General features: G+C 72.3%; 16 protein-coding genes. 8 read left to right on the forward strand and 8 right to left on the reverse strand.

Annotated elements, in window-relative coordinates:
- Positions 1-3: 3 nt before the first annotated feature.
- On the forward strand, positions 4-1,182 hold the full coding sequence (locus CHC05_RS24270; RefSeq protein WP_089252827.1) for an AAA family ATPase: 1,179 nt from the start codon (positions 4-6) through the stop codon (positions 1,180-1,182).
- A 14-nt stretch (positions 1,183-1,196) separates the two neighbouring features.
- Positions 1,197-1,721 (forward strand): YbhB/YbcL family Raf kinase inhibitor-like protein, encoded by a 525-nt coding sequence (locus CHC05_RS24275; RefSeq protein WP_089252661.1) that lies wholly within the window; start codon positions 1,197-1,199, stop codon positions 1,719-1,721.
- Here CHC05_RS24275 and CHC05_RS24280 read toward each other — a convergent pair.
- The 5 genes from CHC05_RS24280 to CHC05_RS24295 all read right to left on the reverse strand — a co-directional run bounded on the left by CHC05_RS24280 (position 1,693) and on the right by CHC05_RS24295 (position 6,893).
- Positions 1,693-2,736: a DNA polymerase IV gene (locus tag CHC05_RS24280; protein WP_089252663.1), complete on the reverse strand. Its 1,044-nt coding sequence runs from the start codon at positions 2,734-2,736 to the stop codon at positions 1,693-1,695. The two genes, CHC05_RS24275 and CHC05_RS24280, sit on opposite strands and share 29 nt — an antisense overlap.
- Positions 2,733-3,971, reverse strand: a complete 1,239-nt coding sequence (locus CHC05_RS24285) for an RNA polymerase sigma factor (RefSeq protein ID WP_089252665.1) — start codon at positions 3,969-3,971, stop codon at positions 2,733-2,735. Before CHC05_RS24285 ends, CHC05_RS24280 begins: the two co-directional genes overlap by 4 nt.
- 187 nt (positions 3,972-4,158) lie before the next feature.
- The gene (locus tag CHC05_RS24290) at positions 4,159-5,586 is read right to left on the reverse strand and encodes a PrsW family intramembrane metalloprotease (protein ID WP_179266344.1); all 1,428 of its coding nucleotides are present in this window, start codon (positions 5,584-5,586) and stop codon (positions 4,159-4,161) included.
- On the reverse strand, positions 5,583-6,137 hold the full coding sequence (locus CHC05_RS41630) for a hypothetical protein (RefSeq protein ID WP_179266345.1): 555 nt from the start codon (positions 6,135-6,137) through the stop codon (positions 5,583-5,585). Before CHC05_RS41630 ends, CHC05_RS24290 begins: the two co-directional genes overlap by 4 nt.
- A 42-nt stretch (positions 6,138-6,179) precedes the next feature.
- Positions 6,180-6,893: a DUF2470 domain-containing protein gene (locus CHC05_RS24295; protein ID WP_089252669.1), complete on the reverse strand. Its 714-nt coding sequence runs from the start codon at positions 6,891-6,893 to the stop codon at positions 6,180-6,182.
- Positions 6,894-7,055: 162 nt separating this feature from the next.
- Here CHC05_RS24295 and CHC05_RS24300 point away from each other — a divergent pair, with 162 nt between their 5' ends.
- The 3 genes from CHC05_RS24300 to CHC05_RS24310 all read left to right on the forward strand — a co-directional run bounded on the left by CHC05_RS24300 (position 7,056) and on the right by CHC05_RS24310 (position 9,893).
- Complete coding sequence (locus CHC05_RS24300; protein WP_089252671.1) at positions 7,056-7,928, forward strand: S1C family serine protease; 873 nt, start codon at positions 7,056-7,058, stop codon at positions 7,926-7,928.
- 112 nt (positions 7,929-8,040) lie between these two features.
- Positions 8,041-9,252 (forward strand): sensor histidine kinase, encoded by a 1,212-nt coding sequence (locus CHC05_RS24305; RefSeq protein WP_089252673.1) that lies wholly within the window; start codon positions 8,041-8,043, stop codon positions 9,250-9,252.
- The gene (locus CHC05_RS24310) at positions 9,249-9,893 is read left to right on the forward strand and encodes a response regulator (protein WP_089252675.1); all 645 of its coding nucleotides are present in this window, start codon (positions 9,249-9,251) and stop codon (positions 9,891-9,893) included. Before CHC05_RS24305 ends, CHC05_RS24310 begins: the two co-directional genes overlap by 4 nt.
- 1,030 nt (positions 9,894-10,923) lie before the next feature.
- On the opposite strand, the gene CHC05_RS24315 is transcribed toward CHC05_RS24310, so the two are convergent.
- Positions 10,924-11,838: a 2-dehydropantoate 2-reductase N-terminal domain-containing protein gene (locus tag CHC05_RS24315; RefSeq protein WP_089252677.1), complete on the reverse strand. Its 915-nt coding sequence runs from the start codon at positions 11,836-11,838 to the stop codon at positions 10,924-10,926.
- A gap of 112 nt (positions 11,839-11,950) precedes the next feature.
- On the opposite strand from CHC05_RS24315, the gene CHC05_RS24320 reads away from it, so the two are divergent.
- A complete protein-coding gene (locus CHC05_RS24320) occupies positions 11,951-12,640 on the forward strand; it encodes a TetR/AcrR family transcriptional regulator (RefSeq protein ID WP_089252679.1) in 690 nt (229 codons plus the stop codon).
- Here the strand turns inward: CHC05_RS24320 and CHC05_RS24325 are convergent.
- Positions 12,626-13,120 carry a GbsR/MarR family transcriptional regulator gene (locus CHC05_RS24325; protein WP_089252681.1) on the reverse strand — a complete coding sequence of 165 codons (495 nt, stop codon included), beginning with the start codon at positions 13,118-13,120 and terminating at the stop codon, positions 12,626-12,628. The genes CHC05_RS24320 and CHC05_RS24325 overlap by 15 nt on opposite strands.
- 95 nt (positions 13,121-13,215) lie before the next feature.
- On the opposite strand from CHC05_RS24325, the gene CHC05_RS24330 reads away from it, so the two are divergent.
- Both CHC05_RS24330 and CHC05_RS24335 read left to right on the forward strand, forming a co-directional pair.
- Positions 13,216-14,112, forward strand: a complete 897-nt coding sequence (locus CHC05_RS24330; protein WP_089252683.1) for an ABC transporter ATP-binding protein — start codon at positions 13,216-13,218, stop codon at positions 14,110-14,112.
- On the forward strand, positions 14,109-15,698 hold the full coding sequence (locus tag CHC05_RS24335; protein WP_089252685.1) for an ABC transporter permease: 1,590 nt from the start codon (positions 14,109-14,111) through the stop codon (positions 15,696-15,698). Before CHC05_RS24330 ends, CHC05_RS24335 begins: the two co-directional genes overlap by 4 nt.
- 129 nt (positions 15,699-15,827) lie before the next feature.
- Here CHC05_RS24335 and CHC05_RS24340 read toward each other — a convergent pair whose 3' ends face one another.
- A complete protein-coding gene (locus CHC05_RS24340) occupies positions 15,828-16,124 on the reverse strand; it encodes an STAS domain-containing protein (RefSeq protein ID WP_089252687.1) in 297 nt (98 codons plus the stop codon).
- Positions 16,125-16,150 lie beyond the last annotated feature (26 nt).

Consider the following 16,150-nt stretch of genomic DNA (forward strand, 5'->3'; position numbering starts at 1 on the left):
CGGGTGCTGGTCACGCTGGCGGTGGAGAACTACCGGTCGCTGCGCCGGATGGTGCTGCCGTTGCGCCGGCTCAACGTGGTGACCGGCGCCAACGGCAGTGGCAAGTCGAGCCTCTACCGGACGCTGCGGCTGCTGTCGCACTCGGCGCGCAACGGTGCCGTGGCTGCGCTCGCCCGCGAGGGTGGGCTGCCGTCGACGCTCTGGGCCGGTCCGGACGTGATCGGCCGCGCGGTCCGCGAAGGGGAGCACCCCGTGCAGGGCACGGTGCGCACCGGGCCCGTCTCGCTGCGCCTGGGGTTCGCCACCGACTCGTTCGGCTACGCCATCGACCTCGGCATGCCGCAGATGCCGGGTCACCGGGGACTGTTCGGGCTCGATCCGGAGATCAAATCCGAGTGCACCTGGTCCGGACCGGTGCTGCGGCCGAGCACCCGGCTCACCGAGCGGATCAACGCGGCGGTCGGCGTACGCGGTCCCGGCGGGAAGTGGCAGCCCACCGAGCTGCGGCTGCGCCCGTACGACAGCATGCTCGCCGAGTTGGTCGACCCGCAGCGGGCGCCCGACGTCATGCTCCTCCGTGAGCGCATCCGGTCCTGGCGCTTCTACGACCACCTGCGCACCGACGCGGACGCCCCGATGCGCAGCGCGCAGCTCGGCACCCGCACGCCGGTGCTCGGCCCGGACGGCGCCGACCTCGCCGCCGCGTGCGAGACGATCCGCGAGATCGGGGACGGCAACGCCCTCGACGCCGCGGTCGAGCTGGCCTTCCCCGGCAGCACGCTGGACGTCACGGCGACGGCGGGCCGGTTCGAGCTGCTGTTCAGCCAGCCCGGCATGCTCCGCCCGCTCACCGCGGCTGAGCTCTCCGACGGAACGCTGCGTTATCTCGCCTGGGTGGCCGTGTTGCTCACACCGCGCCCGCCGGAGTTGCTGGTGCTCAACGAACCCGAGAACAGCCTGCATCCCGAGCTGATCCGGCCGCTGGCCTCCCTGATCGCGGGCGCGTCCAGCCGGATGCAGATCGTGGTGGTGACCCACTCGCGGGCGCTGGCGTCCGCGTTGGACACCCACGCCGACGAGGCCGACCTCCAGTCGGTCGAGCTGGCCAAGGACCACGGCGAGACCTACATCGTCGGGCAGGGAAAGCTCGACGAGCCGCCATGGCACTGGCCGAAACGCTGAGGAAGGATGATCGTATGAGTCTCGAACGTCCCGTACCGCCGGATCCCTATGACCTCCTGCCGCCGAAGCCGTCGTTCACGCTGACCAGCGACGACGTGACCGACGGCGAGCAGATGGCCGACACCTTCGCCGACCCGAGCGTCGGTGGCGGCGGCCGGTCGCCGCAGCTGTCCTGGTCGGGTTTCCCGGACCACACCAAGAGCTTCGTGATCACCTGCTACGACCCGGACGCGCCGACGCACAGCGGCTTCTGGCACTGGGTGCTGGTCAACGTGCCCGTGTCGGTGACCTCGCTGGAGCAGGGCGCCGAGCCTCCGGCCGGCGCCTACTGCGTGCGCAACGACTACGGCACCAAGGAATACGGCGGCGCCGCACCGCCGAAGGGCGACTACCCGCACCGCTACGTGTTCACGGTGCACGCGGTCGACGTCGAGCAGCTCGACGTCACGCCGGACGTGTCGCCCGCGGTGGTCAGCTTCAACCTCACGTTCCACGACCTGGCCCGCGCGGTCATCCGGCCGACGTATCGGGTTGCCTGAGGTTGACTCGCACCCCTAGCAGGCGCACGGGGCGCTTCCACTCGAACTTCGTCAGCAGGCTCAACGCGGCCTGCTCGACGACGTCCGGGTCGGTGGTCGGCCCCGCGCGCAGCTTGGTCTCGCGGGTCGGCGTGAAGAAGCTGACGTAGCGCACCTTCACCGCGACGTGGGTGACCTCGCGGCCGTCGGCGACGACGTCGGTCGTCAGGGCCCGGGCCATCGCGCCGACCTCCCGGGAGATCTCGGCCAGGTCGGAGAGGTCCTCGGCGTACGTGTTCTCCCGGCTGCGCGACCGCGCCACCCACGGCTCCGTGGTGATCTGGGTGTCACCGCCGCCGGCCGCCGCCGCCGGCAGCCATTCCGCCTGCCGGGGGCCGAAGCGTTCCACCAGCGCGGCCGGCGGCGTGGCGGCGAGCTGGGCGATCGTGTGCAGGCCGAGCTCGTCGAGCTTGCGGGTGGTCTTCGGGCCGACACCCCAGAGCTCGGCGGCCGGCCGCTCGCCCATGACGGCCATCCACGTCGCGGTGGTGAGCGTGTGGATGCCGCCGGGCTTGGCGAACCGCGCCGCGATCTTCGCCTGCTGTTTGTTGTCGCCGATGCCGATCGCGCAGCTCAGCCCGGTCTCCGCGAACACCGCGGCCTTCAGCTCCGCCGCCAGCGCCTGCGGGTCGGCGATGTCGCCGCCGACGAACGCCTCGTCCCAGCCCCAGACTTCGACGTCGACCGGGAACCCGCGCAGCACGGCCATCACCCGCTCGGACGCTTCGCTGTAGGCGGCTGGATCGGTGGCCAGGAACGTCGCCTCCGGGCAGAGCTGCGCGGCCCGGCGCAGCGGCATTCCGGAGTGGACACCGTGAGCGCGGGCCTCGTACGATGCGGTCGAGACCACCTGCCGCCGAGCCGTCGGGTCGCCCGAGCCGCCGACGACCACCGGAAGCCCGCGCAGCTCCGGCCGGCGCAGAATCTCCACGGCGGCCACGAACTGGTCCATGTCGACGTGCAGCAGGGTCGTCATACCGCCGCCAAGCGCCTTGCCCTGGAACGCAGGTAGCGCTGTTCCGGCTCGCTGCCGGTGCGGTCGGCGGCTGTTCGGTAGGCCTCCGCCGCGCCGGTCGCGTCGCCGGACAGCTCCAGCAGGTGTGCGCGTACCGCGGCGAGCCGGTGGTGTCGGGCCATCCGCTCGTCGCCGTCGAGCTCCGCGATCAGGTCGAGGCCCGCGCGCGGCCCGGCCACCATGGCCACCGCGACGGCCTTGTTGAGCCGGACCATCGGGCTGTCGGAGACCCGCTCGAGCAGGTCGTACAACGCCAGCACCTGAGGCCAGTCGGTGTCGGCGGCGGTCGGCGCCTCGTCGTGCACCGCGGCGATCGCCGCTTGCAGTTGGTAGGCGCCGGGCCGGGTGCTGGCCAGCGCGCCGGACACCAGCGCGACCCCCTCGGCGATCGCGGTCTGGTCCCAGCGCGACCGGTCCTGCTCCTCCAGCGGGACGAGCTCGCCGTCGGGGCCGGTGCGGGCCGGGCGGCGGGCGTCGGTGAGCAGCATCAGCGCGAGCAGGCCGGCGGCCTCGCCGTCGTCGGGCAGCAGCCGGTGCAGCATGCGGGTCAGCCGGATCGCCTCGGCGGACAGCTCGACCCGGGCCAGCTCTGGCCCGGACGAGCTGGTGTAGCCCTCGTTGAAGATCAGATAGAGCACGTGCAGCACGGCGTCGACGCGGGCCACCCGGGACTCCGCCGGCGGCAGCTCGAAGCCGATCCCGGAGGACTTGATCTTCTGTTTGGCCCGGCTGATCCGTTGCCCCATGGTCGGCTCGGGCACCAGGAACGCGCTCGCGATCTCGCCGGTGGTCAGCCCGCCGACGGCCCGCAGGGTCAGCGCCACCTGGGCCGGCACCGCGATCGCCGGGTGGCAGCAGAGGAACAGGAGCACGAGTGAGTCGTCGCCGTCCGGCCGTTCCGCGTCGGCCGCGGGGGCCACCCGGGTCGCCGCCGGGTCGCGGAGGTAGTCGTTCTCCTCGCGCTGCCGCCGGGACTCCTCGCTGCGCAACTGGTCGATCAGCCGGCGCGAGGCCACCCGGATCAGCCAGGCCCGCGGGTCGTCCGGCACACCGTCGGCCGGCCACTGCGTAGCGGCCGCGAGCAGCCCCTCCTGCACCGCGTCCTCGGCGGCGTCGAAATGGCCGTAGCGGCGCACCAGCGCACCCAGCACCTGCGGCGCCAGCTCCCTGAGCAGCTCTTCCGTGCCCGTTCCCACGCCCCGAAGCCTACGACCGCCCAGGGCAGGGCTCGTGGATCAGGGCCGGCACCCCGCCGGGCCCAGGCGACGTCCGACCGCACGCGGAGCCGGGCCGGATACAACACCGGTATCCGACCCACCTCCGCGCACGCCCGGACGCCGCCTGGACCTCGCCGGGGCACCACCCTGATCCACGAGCCATGCCCTAGACCAGCGCCGCCGCCCGCGCGATCACGCTCACGAGATAGGCGAGGGCGAAGACCAGGGCGAGGATGGCGGCGGTACGCAGGCGTGGGTCCGCCCGTTGGTGGCGCGATCGGGCCCGGGCCACCCCGAACACCAGGAAGCCCAGCGGGAGGATCAGGAAGATCGGGTTGATCAGCACGGCGAACGCCAGGATGAACGAGATCAGGCCGGCCGTCGTGGTCGGGTGGAGCGCGTCCGCGTCGGTGATGCCGAGCTCGTACACGCCGTACCGGGCGCGTTGTAGCTCTGGAAGTCTGGTGTTGAACCCGGCCGGGCCGTTGTCGCGCATCTCGACCGCCAGATCGGCCTGGGCCCGTTGGAGCTGGCGGACCCGCCCGTAGGCACGCAGGCCGCCGTAGACATAGGCGTTCCACCGGGCCCGACCCCGGCTGCGCCAGCCACGCAGGGCGACGATCTCGTTGTGCGTGGCGATCCACGGGTTGTGCAGGCTCTCCAGCGGCCCGGCCACGCCCTCGTACTCGTCCTTGCGGAAGAAGTGCAGCAGGACCAGGAAGGTGCCGAGGATCAACAATCCCTTGATCAGCAGTACGAGCAGCGTGCCGTAACTGCCCGCGTAGTCGGTCAGCGAGGCCGCCGCCGGGGAGTTCCACAGGAAGTGCATGAGCCAGGCGAGGGCCAGGGCGCCGAGCGCGACCCCGATCCGGTTGAACCAGGAGCGTTCCCGGTGCAGCACGGCGTACGCCACCCCGGCGCCGGCGATCGCGCTGTAGACGGTGTGGCTCCACAGTCCGGCCAGCAGGCCGCGTACCAGGAAGACCTGCAGGACCGCCGCGACGCTGTCGTCACCCGCCGCGGCGACCGCGTTCAAGCTGTAGGTGATGTTCTCGATCTCCTGGAAGCCCAGGCCGACGAAGGCGCCGTAGACCACACCGTCGAGCACGCTGTTGATCTGGCGGCGGGCCAGCAGCACGATCATGACGATGCCGAGCGTCTTGAGGATCTCCTCGTCGGTCGGCCCTTCGATCGCCGCCGCCCAGTCCCGCACGAAGCCCAGCGACGTGATCTTGACGAGGATCGACTCCAGCGCGGTGTTGGCCCGCAACGCGTTGGCGCTGGCCACGAACCCGCCCCAGATCAGCGCGGCGGCGAACAGCCAGCGCGGCTCGGGCTCCAGCCAGTCGACCGCCCGGATGATCGTCACGAACACCGCGCCGTGGATCGCGAACAGGACCGCGGCGAGCACGAACGCACCGGGTGACTCGGCGATGGCCGGACCGAACGCGATGCCGAGGATCACGATGCCGGCGATGGTCAGCGCGACGAAGAACCAGACCGCTGGCCAGCGGGCGGCGGCACCCCAGGAGGCGAACACCCGCCGGCTGCCCGGCGCCGGTGGTGGCGGGGTGGCCGCCTGGTCGACGCTCACGTGGTGCGGTCGATCACGACGGTGCGGACGCTGGCCTCGAGTTCGGCGCGGTGTTCGGTGACCCCCGCGTCGTTGCCGTCGACCACCGCGGTGACGCCGGTGCCGTCGAGGAGATAGACGGTGTACCAGCCGGTGCGGTTCTCACCGACGTACGTGGCCTGGAGCCCGGGTATGCCGCCGTTGGACGTGACGGGCTGGTCGAGCGAGATGGCCTGGATGCCGGCCACGTTCTGGACCACCTCGCGGATCCGGTCGGCGAGCTGTTGCAGCGTGCCGGGGAAGCTCTCGGCGCTGAGCCGGTAGCGCACGCCGTCGACCGCCATCGTGATCACGCCCTGGTCGGGCGAGGTCTGGTCGGAGACGACGACGGCGTCCGGTGGGGGCACGACGCTGGCGTTGTCCGCGAACTCCAGCGGCTTCGTGCTGGACACGGTCGCGTCCGGCACCGCGCGGTCGATCGCCGGCACGCCGAACGACAGCGCGAACACTCCGGCGGCCACCGCGATACAACCCACGAGGTTGCGTCGCCACCCCGATGCCCCGCCGCTCATCCGGACATTGTCCGCGATCTTCCGAGCGGGTGCACCATCCCGTCAGCGCGTGGCGACTCCTCCGCCGGCCAGGAGGGCGTGCATCAGGTGGGTCAGCTCGCAGACCGACGCGACCGGGCGCTCGAAGCCGAGCCGCAGCCGTGGGCCGCGCCCTTCACCGCCGACGGTCAGCCCGTATCGGTCGAGCCGCAACGCGCGGCACTCCTGCGGCGCGGCTCTCTTGGAGACGCGCTCGACCAGGTCCGTGAGCTGGGGCAGGTGGTGGTCGTTGAGGTCGGCGAGCAGCCGGCCTTCGTCGGCGGCCAGCGGATCCGGGTCGGCCGCACGGAAGTCGGCCGGGTCGACCTCGATCAACTGCCGGCCGTTGGCCATCCGTACCTCGGTCGGGACGATCCGGAACAGCACCTGGCCGCGGCCGACGTCGAGCAGATCACCAAGGGGCCTGACCCGGGCGTACGCGTCGGCGGCTGTTCGTGCCTCGGCGCCGTCGAGCAGGTGCGCGGTGCCGGTCAGCCAGAGCCGGCCGCGGGTGGGTGAGCAGGGCACGGGCGGCAGGTCGTCGACGCTGAGCACCACCGGTCCGGTCGCCAGCCGCCCGGCCAGCTCGGTGCCGAGCGCGGTCAGCACCAACGGGTGGCCGTCGGGGGGCGTGGCGTGGCGGACCTTCACCCGGGCGGGGTAGCCCCGGACGTGCGCCGTGCCCTCGAGCCGGCCACTCGCCAGCGTGCGCGCCACCTCTGCCGCCGTCGGCCGCATGATGCCTCCTTGGAATGCTTTCGGATCAACTTAAGTTAGGCTCACCTAATTCTCAAGCTCCCCCGATCGGAGGATCCCCGGCGCGCCGTACGGCCGGAGACGTTCAGGAAAGTCACATAGCGGCCTCAGGTTCAGGGCAGATATGGGGAGCACGGTGGACCCATGACCGATTTGCTGAGCCGCACCGATCCCCAGAACCCCTGGCCGCCGCACCAGCCGGCCGCGGCCGGTCCGGCCGGCCCCGGCGGGCCGGTCCCGCCCTGGACGCCGGGCCCTCCGGCCTCCTCCGGGCCGGGCCGCCATCGCGGTGGGCGGCGCCTTGCCGTTGCCGCCGGTGCGCTCGTGCTCGTCCTCGGCGGCGGCGTCGCCGGTGGCGTGATCGGCGCGCACACCGACCAGTCCGCCGCCCCGACGGCCAGCGCCGCCGCCAACGCCACGAACGTGTCGACCTCGTCGGCGACTCTGGCGTCGGTCGCCGCGCGCACCTCGCCGAGCGTCGTCACGATCATGGTCCAGGTGCCCGGCGGCACGGTCGAGGGCTCCGGCGTGATCGTCGACGACCAGGGCCGGATCATCACCAACAACCACGTGGTCGAGCAGGCTGCCGGGGGCGCGACCGTGCAGTTGTCCGACGGCCGTTCGCTGCCGGCGCAGATCCTGCGCACCGACCCGAGCCACGATCTCGCGCTGCTGCAGGTGGACTCGTCCGGCCTGACCCCGGCCACGCTCGGCGACAGCTCCACCGTGCAGGTCGGCGACACCGTGCTGGCGTTCGGCAGCCCGCTGGGCCTGAGCGGCACGGTCACCTCGGGCATCGTCTCGGCCCTCGACCGCGACGCCCAGGACCTGAACCTGTCGGGCCTGATCCAGACGGACGCGCCGATCAACTCCGGCAACTCGGGCGGGCCGCTGGTCGACGCCGCGGGTCAGGTGATCGCGATCAACGTCGCCAACGCCTCGACCAGCCAGGGCGGCGGCTCGATCGGCATCGGCTTCGCCATCCCGATCAACTCGGCGCGGGCCATCTTGAGCTGACGCCCTTGCTCTGCAGCCATATACGCATCACCCGTCGGTGGGGGTGATGCGTATATGGGTGCAGAGCAAACGCGCGTAGCGCGATGCTCCCGGTGCCTGGACAATCGGGCGTGTGACCCGCGTTCTGGCGCCGCTGGTTCGGGGTTCTACCTTTCTGCGCGGCGTGTACCTGTTGCTCGGTGGCGTGATCGCGCTGCCGTACGTGCTGCTGACCGTGGTCTTCGTCAGCATGCTGACCAGCGACGACGTGCCGAAGTCGGCCACCTGGCTGCTGGTCCTGGTCGCGGCCGTGATCGCCGTGACGCCGGCCTTCCTGCCTGGCACCCGGGCCGTCGAGATCGCCGCCGCGCGCGGGCTGCTCGGGGTGCACCTGCCCGATCCGACCGGCCCCGCCGACCGGGAGACCGCCCTGCGCGGCGCGCTCTGGTTCGGCCTGCACCTCGCGTTCGGAGCTCTGGTCGGCTTGGCCCTGTTCAGCGCCCTGCCGATGGCGCTGGTCTTCGTGTTCCAGTGGTTCGCGGGCGGCAGCATCAGCCGCACGGGCCTGCCGTTCCCCAGCTGGCACCCGGCGGGCCTCACCGCGGCCGGGATCGTGCTGCTCGTGCTGCTCGGCTACGCGGTCGCCGGGCTCGGTGCGCTGGCCGCACAGATCGCACCGACCCTGCTCGGGCCGTCGCCGGCCGAACGGATCGCCGCGCTGGAGGCCCGGGCCGGCCAGCTTGTCGAGCGCACCCGGCTGGCCCGCGAACTGCACGACTCGGTCGGCCATGCGCTCACCGTCACCACGCTGCAGGCCGCCGCCGCTCAGCGGGCGCTGCACGACCCGGAGTTCGTACGCCGGGCGTTGACCGTGATCGAGGAGACCGGGCGGGCCGCGATGGACGACCTGGACCACGTGCTGGGCCTGCTGCGGGCGGCCGAGCGCGTCGACCGACCCGCGCCACAGCGGACCCTGGCCGACGTCGACCGGGTCGTCGCCGACGTGAGCGGCGGCGGTCTGCGGGTGGCGCTGACCCGCGAGGGTCCTCTCTCGACGGTGCCGGCGGCGCTGTCGCGCGAGGGCTACCGGATCGTCCAGGAGGCGTTGACCAACGCGGTGCGCCACGCCGGCCCCGTGCCGGTTACCGTGCACATCGCGGTCGCGGACCGGTCGCTGCGGATCGAGGTGGCCAACCCGGTCACCCGCGACGGGCCCGACGACCCGTCCGGGCGCGGCCTCGCCGGCATGCGCGAGCGGGTCGACGTGCTGGGCGGGCGGATGACGGCCGGCCGGGCCGACGGGCGGTTCACGGTCGCGGTGCGGCTGCCGACGGGAGGGTCATGACGGTCCGCGTGCTGATCGTCGACGACGACGCGCTGGTGCGGGTGGGCCTGCGCGCGATCGTCGACGCCGAACCCGACCTCGATGTGGTCGCCGAGGCCGGCGACGGCGCCGAGGTGCCGCCGCTGGTCGCCCGGCACCGGCCCGACGTCGTGCTGATGGACGTCCGGATGCCCGACGTCGACGGCATCCAGGCGACCCGGCACCTGATGAGCACCGCCGCCACGCCGCCGCGGGTGATCGTCGTGACCACCTTCGAGAACGACGACTACGTGTACGACGCGCTCCGCGCGGGTGCCAGCGGCTTCCTCCTCAAGCGGGCCCGGCCGGCCGAGGTGGTCGACGCGATCCGGCTGGTCGCGCGCGGCGACTCGCTGCTGTTCCCGGCGGCCATCCGCCGGCTCGTCGCGGCCCGGGGTGGCCAGACCGACCGGCGGGTGGGTCGACTGACCACGCGCGAGGCCGAGGTGCTGCGGCTGATGGCGGCGGGACTGTCCAATGCGGAGATCGCGGCCCGGCTGGTGGTCGGCGGCGAGACGGTCAAGACGCACGTCGGCAACGTGCTGACCAAGCTCGGCGCCCGCGACCGCGTCCAGGCGGTCATCACCGCGTACGAGTCCGGCTTCGTCACTCCGACCGGCTGAGCCGTCCCCCTCGCGGGGGAGCGGGTTCACGCCGCGCGGGGAGTTCCCTTGGGCGTCCCGACGGGAGCCTGGGTGGCATGACGAACTCACGATCCCTGGCCGGTTATCTGGCCGCTGCCTGGGCGCTGAGCTATGGGGTGGTCGCGGCGGTCTGGGCGCTGACCGGCGACGGCTACCCGTTCGGCGCCAACAACCCGGACGACCAACTGCACCCGCTGCGCGCGGTGCCGGTCGACATCGGAGCCGCCGTGTACGCCGTGGTGCTGCTCGGCGTCGGCGTGCTCGCCCTGGCCTCGGCGGGCCGCCACCCGATCCGACCCCGGCCCATCCTGCTGGGCGCGGGCTGGGCGGCGGTAGCCGCGCTGGTGGTTCTGGTGCCCAGCGCCCACATCCTGGCCGTAGCCGGCTACACCCCGATGCTGCTGATCGGCGCACCGTTCGGCTGGCCGTCGGACATCGACTACGGCGTGATCTTCAACTGGACCACCGCGAACGAGGTGTGGGCCATCGTCGGTGGGCTGCTGCTGGCCCGGGCCCTGCTGACCTGGCGCGGCCCCGTCCGGTCCGGCCCGGTCCGCTGGGGCACGTGGGTCACCTATGTCGCGGCGGCGATCCCGGCCCTGTACGCGGTGACCCGACTGGGCCTGGCCGTCGGCGTCGCGCTCGGGCTCATCGACGACAGCTTCGACGACCCCGACATGGCGCTCGCGGCCACGGGCCTGGGCGGGTTCGCGCTGGTCGGCACCTGGCTGACCATCGGCCTGGTGCACCCGTGGGGCGAACGCTTCCCGCGCTGGATGATCGGCCTGTCCGGCCGCCGCGTCCCGATCAAGCTGGCCACGATCCCGGCCACCGCGGTAGCCATCGCGGTAGCAGGCGCGAGCGCGAGCTTCCTCAGCGACCCAGACCTGATCGGCGACATGGCCTCGGGCGAGATCGCGATGTGGCCGATGGCTTTCTGGCCACTGTGGAGCGTGACGCTGCTGCTCGCGGCCTACGCCTACCACCGCCGCCGCACCGCACCGACCGGTCAGGCAGTGACCGGGTCGGCGGTTGGGATCGAGGCGCGGACCGCCTCGTCGACGGGGGTGGCCGAGAGTCCGAAGGTTGCCTCGGCCAGCGTGGTGTCGAGCACGAAAGGGCGTTCCCACTGATAGCTCATCTCCACGAACTCCCGGGTGCGGCGGTCGAAGAGCCCAGCGGCTCGGATCGCCGCCTTCGGGTAGCTGCGGAGCCGCGGTAGGGGGTAGCCGCCCACCTGGGCGACCTTCGTGACCACCTCGCGCAGGGTCATCGGGGCGGGTGAGGGCACGTGCCACGCCTGGCCCCAGGCCCGGGGGTCGCGGGCCAGCGCGATCAGCGCGGCGCCCATGTCGCCCGTGTAGGTGAACGTGTGCGGGTTGTCGAGCGGGCCCGGCAGCCAGATCGTCTTGTTGGCGCGCAGGCCCGGCATGGCCATCTCGATGACCGAGTAGCGCGGGCTCAGGTAGTCGGACCCCCGCACCTCGGTGACACCGCTGATGCGGCCCGACCGGTAGGCGGCGACCGCGTCCTCCCACATCTTGACCCGCACCCGGCCCTTGACGGTCGGTGCCGCCAGGGGCAGGTCCTCGGTCATCGGGCGGTCCACCGGGCCGTAGACGTAGAGGTTGCCCGTGATCGCCAGCGGTGCGCCGCTGGCCTCGGCCGCGGCCAGCATCGCCTCGGCCATCGGGGGCCAGTCGGTCGGCCACGTGTGGTACGGCGGGTTCGCGCAGTTGTAGATCGCCACCGCGTCCTTGCTGAGCTTGGTCAGAGCGGTGCCCGCGTCTGCGGCGACCCGCTCGATGTTGGGGTGGACCGGGCCGCTGCCGCTGCGGGTGACCAGGCGTACCTGCTCACCGGCCTCGGCGAGCTGGCGGGCGGTGGTGCTGCCAACTGCTCCGGCGCCGACGATGACATGCATGGTCTTCCTCCATCGAGTGGATTGCGAGAGCACTGCTCTCTCTTGAGAGCAATAGTCCACGGAGCGGTGCCCTCTGTCAAGAGCAGTGCTCTCTTATGAGACACTTGTTCTCGTGAAGGCCACCTCCATGCGGGCCCGGCTGCGGGCCGAGATGATCGACGAGATCAAGGCGATCGCCCGGCGACAGCTGGCCACCGAGGGTGCGAACCTGTCGCTCCGGGCCGTCGCCCGCGACCTGGGCATCGTCTCGTCGGCGATCTACCGCTACTTCCCGAGCCGCGACGACCTGCTGACGGCGCTGATCCTCGACGCGTACACCGCTCTCGGTGACGCGGTCGCGGCCGCCGAGGGCGCGGTCGAGCGGGGCGACTTCGGTGGCCGGTTTCTCGCCATCTGCCACGCCGTGCGGGACTGGGCCCTGGCCAACCCGCACGAGTACGCGCTGATCTACGGCAGCCCGGTCCCCGGCTACGCGGCCCCGGCCGACACGGTGGCGGTGGCGACGCGAGCGGTGACCATCCTCGGCGGGGTGATCGAGGACGCGGCCCGGATCGGCCTGCTGCGCTACGACGACGTGCTGCCACCCGAAGTCGCGGGCGAGGTCGCGCGCATCGGCGAGATCATCGCGCCGAGCGTGCCGATCGGGGCGCTCAGCCGCACCCTCGGCACCTGGTTGCAACTCTTCGGCTTCGTCAGCTTCGAGATCTTCGGCCAGCTCAACAACGCGGTCGAGCTACCCGGCCCGCTCTTCGAGCACCAGATGCGCGCCCAAGCGCGCTACATCGGACTACCGCTGCTCTGAGTCCTTGAGCGTTTCGCGGTGCTGCAGGTAGCGCTGGAGCAAACCGGTGAGTTCGCTCTGGATGAACTCGTAGAAGTCGCCCATCGCTGCGATCCGGTCGCCGGCCGGCGTCGATCGGCCGCCGGCGGCCGTGACGCCGCCCTCGGCCAGCTTGGCTACCTGTTCGAACAGGGTGCCTTTGACGATCGAGCCCATGTACCAGGCGTCGTCCGGAAGCTTGTAGCGGTCGCGGCGGGAGCCGGGTACCGCCGCGCGCTCGAGCAGGCCGAGATGCTGCAGATAGCGCACCGACTGCGAGACCGCCGCCGGGCTGATCTCCAAGCCGTCGCTGAGCTCCTTGGCCGTCAGTGAGCCGGCGTCGGAGGCCATGAGCTGCATGAGTACGCGGGCCGCCATCCGCGGGAAGCCCCAGTCGGCGTAGAGCCGTGCCATGTCCTCGACGTACTGCCGCAGGGCTGCTTCGTCGCGTTCCCCACCCATGTCGCGCACCTCCTCCGTACCCGTGATCTATCTTGACGCGCTCTTGACGCGAATCAAACTTCACAACTTTGTGAAGCAAGTGTAGCTTCCAAATTATGGAGAACGTCATTTCGGTCAACGGGCTCGTCAAGAGCTTCGGCCGGACCCGCGCCCTCGACGGTCTTGACCTGGAGGTGCGCCGCGGAGAGGTGCACGGCTTCCTCGGCCCCAACGGTGCGGGCAAGTCGACCGCGATCCGTGTGCTGCTCGGCCTGCTCAAGGCCGATGGTGGCACCACCACCCTGTTCGGGGGAGACCCCTGGCGCGACGCGGTGTCGCTGCACCGCCGCCTCGCCTACGTGCCCGGCGACGTGACGCTGTGGCCCAACCTGACCGGCGGCGAGGTCATCGACCTGCTCGGTCGCCTCCGCGGCGGGCTCGACACCAAGCGCCGCGACGAGCTCGTCGAGCGGTTCGAGCTGGACCCGCGCAAGAAGGGCCGCACCTATTCCAAGGGCAACCGGCAGAAGGTGGCGCTGATCGCCGCCCTGGCCTCCGACGCGGAGCTGCTCGTGCTCGACGAGCCGACCTCCGGGCTCGATCCGCTGATGGAGTCCGTGTTCCAGAGCTGCATCAACGACGAGCGCGGCGCCGGGCGCACGGTCCTGCTGTCGAGCCACATCCTCGCCGAGGCCGAGGCGCTGTGCGACCGGGTGAGCATCATCCGGGCCGGCCGCACCGTCGAGTCCGGCACCCTGGCCCAGCTCCGCCACCTGACCCGCACCTCGATCCACGCCGAGCTGGCCGGCGAGCCCAACGGGATCGGTGCGCTCCCCGGCGTGCACGACCTGGTCGTCGAGGGCGAGCGCGTCCGCTTCCAGGTCGACAACGCCGAGCTCGACACCGTGCTGCGCGCGCTCTCCACAGTCGGGGTGCGCGGCCTGACCAGCCAGCCGCCGACGCTGGAGGAGCTCTTCCTGCGGCACTACCAGAAGGAGGAGGGCCCGGCGTGACCGGCACCTGGCACCTCTTCCGCCTGGCCCTGCGCCGCGACCGCATCGTTCTCCCACTGTGGACGATCCTGCTCGGGCTGTTCCCTGGTCTGGTAGCCAGCAGCTTCGCCAGCCTCTATCCCGACCCGGCCGAGCTCGCGAAGTTCGCCGCGTCCATGTCCAACCCGTCACTGACCGCCGTGTACGGACCGATCTGGGCACCGAACCTCGGCGGCATGACCGCCTGGCGGTCCAGCATCATCCTGCTGATCGTCGCGCTGGCCACCGCGTTCACCGTCATCCGGCACACCCGAGCCGAAGAGGAACAGGGCCGCCGCGAGCTGCTCGGCTCCACGGTGGTAGGTCGCCAGGCCGGCCTGGCCGCGGCCCTCCTAATCGCGCTGCTGGCGAGCACGATCGTCGGTGGCCTGACCGCGCTCGGCACCGCCGCGGCCGGCGCCGGCGGCACGGGTTCGGTCGCGCTCGGCCTCCAGTACTTCCTGGCCTGCCTGCTCTTCGGCGCGATCGCGGCGGTGGTCGCCCAACTCACCCAGGGTGCGCGCACCGCACGCTGGATCTCGGGCGCGGTGCTGATCGGCTCGTTCCTGCTGCGGATGCTCGGCGACGCCGGCGGCGACCTGAACTCGCCCCTGTCCTGGATCTCGCCGATCGGCTTCCTCCAGCGGATCCGGCCGTTCGCCGCCGAACGCTGGTGGGTGGCCGGGGTCGTGGTGCTGGTCGTGGCGCTGCTGGCCGCTGTCGCGTACCGGCTGAACGCCGTGCGCGACCTCGACGCGGGTCTCATCGCGTCGCGGCCCGGGCCCGCCCGGGCGTCGCGCGCCCTGCTCTCCCCACTCGGCCTCGCCTGGCGGCTGCAGCGTTCGACGTTGTTCGGCTGGCTGATCGGGTACGCGGTGCTCGGCGTGTTCCTGGGCTCGGCGACCGACGCGGCCGTCGACGCCGTCAAGGACAGCCCCGACCTGGGCGACGTGATCGGCCGGCTCGGCGGCGGCGCCTCGATCGCCGACATGGTGATCGCCGCCGGTCTCGCGATCATGGGGATCGGCGCGGCCGGCCAAGGCGTACAGGCGGCCCTGCGGGCTCGGAGCGAGGAGAGCGCGCTGCGCGCCGAACCGGTCCTGGCCGCGGCGGTCGGGCGTACGCGCTGGGTCGGTGGGCATCTGCTGTTCGCGTTCTTCGGCCCGGCGCTCGGCCTGCTCGTGGCCGGGTTGTTCCTCGGGATCGGCTACGGCAGCGCATCGGGGGAGGGCGGCGGCGCGATCGGCCGGGTGACCGGCGCGGCCGCCGTCCAGGTGCCGGCCGTCTGGTTCACCGTGGCGATCGTGGTGCTGTTGTTCGGCCTGCTGCCCCGGCTGACCTCGCTGGGCTGGGCGGTCCTGGCGTTCTTCCTGCTGCTGGGCCAGCTCGGCGCGATCCTCCAGCTCAGCCAGTGGGCGCTGGACCTGTCGCCGTTCAGCCACCTGCCGGCACTGCCGGGCGGCGACCTGACCGTGACGCCGCTGGTCTGGCTGGTCGCCCTGGCGGCGGCGCTGACGGCGGCGGGCCTGGCCGGCTTCCGCCGGCGCGACCTGGCCAGCGGCGGATAGCCGCCAGAGGCGGATGCGAGGCTCGTCGGACGTCCGGCGAGCCCCGCGCCGCCCCGGCTGCCGCCGGACCGACGACGCTGGTGGGCCCGCGCGGACGAGCTGACCGGAGCCCCGGTGCCGGCCTGACGGTCAACCGCCCGGATCGTCGATCGGGACCACCCCGAGCAGGCCGGTCAGGGTGAGCAGGTGGCACAGCCGCTCGTCGGCACCCTCGACGCTGACCTCGCAGCCGTGCCGGCGGGCGGTCAGGCAGATCCGGGCCAGCGCCTCGACCGTCAGCATGTCGGGGTCCGCGACCGCGGCGACGCAGACCACCACCCGCACCGGGCGGCCGAGCGCGGCCAACCGCTCGCACAGCCCGAGGATCTCGCCGCGCCGGATGGTCGGGCCGAGCGTCAGTAGGTAGCGACCTGTCGACGGCTGCATACGCACCTCCGCCCGGGACGGCGCCG

This window comes from Asanoa hainanensis (genome assembly GCF_900188485.1).
In the GTDB taxonomy this organism is placed as follows: Bacteria; Actinomycetota; Actinomycetes; order Mycobacteriales; family Micromonosporaceae; genus Asanoa; species Asanoa hainanensis.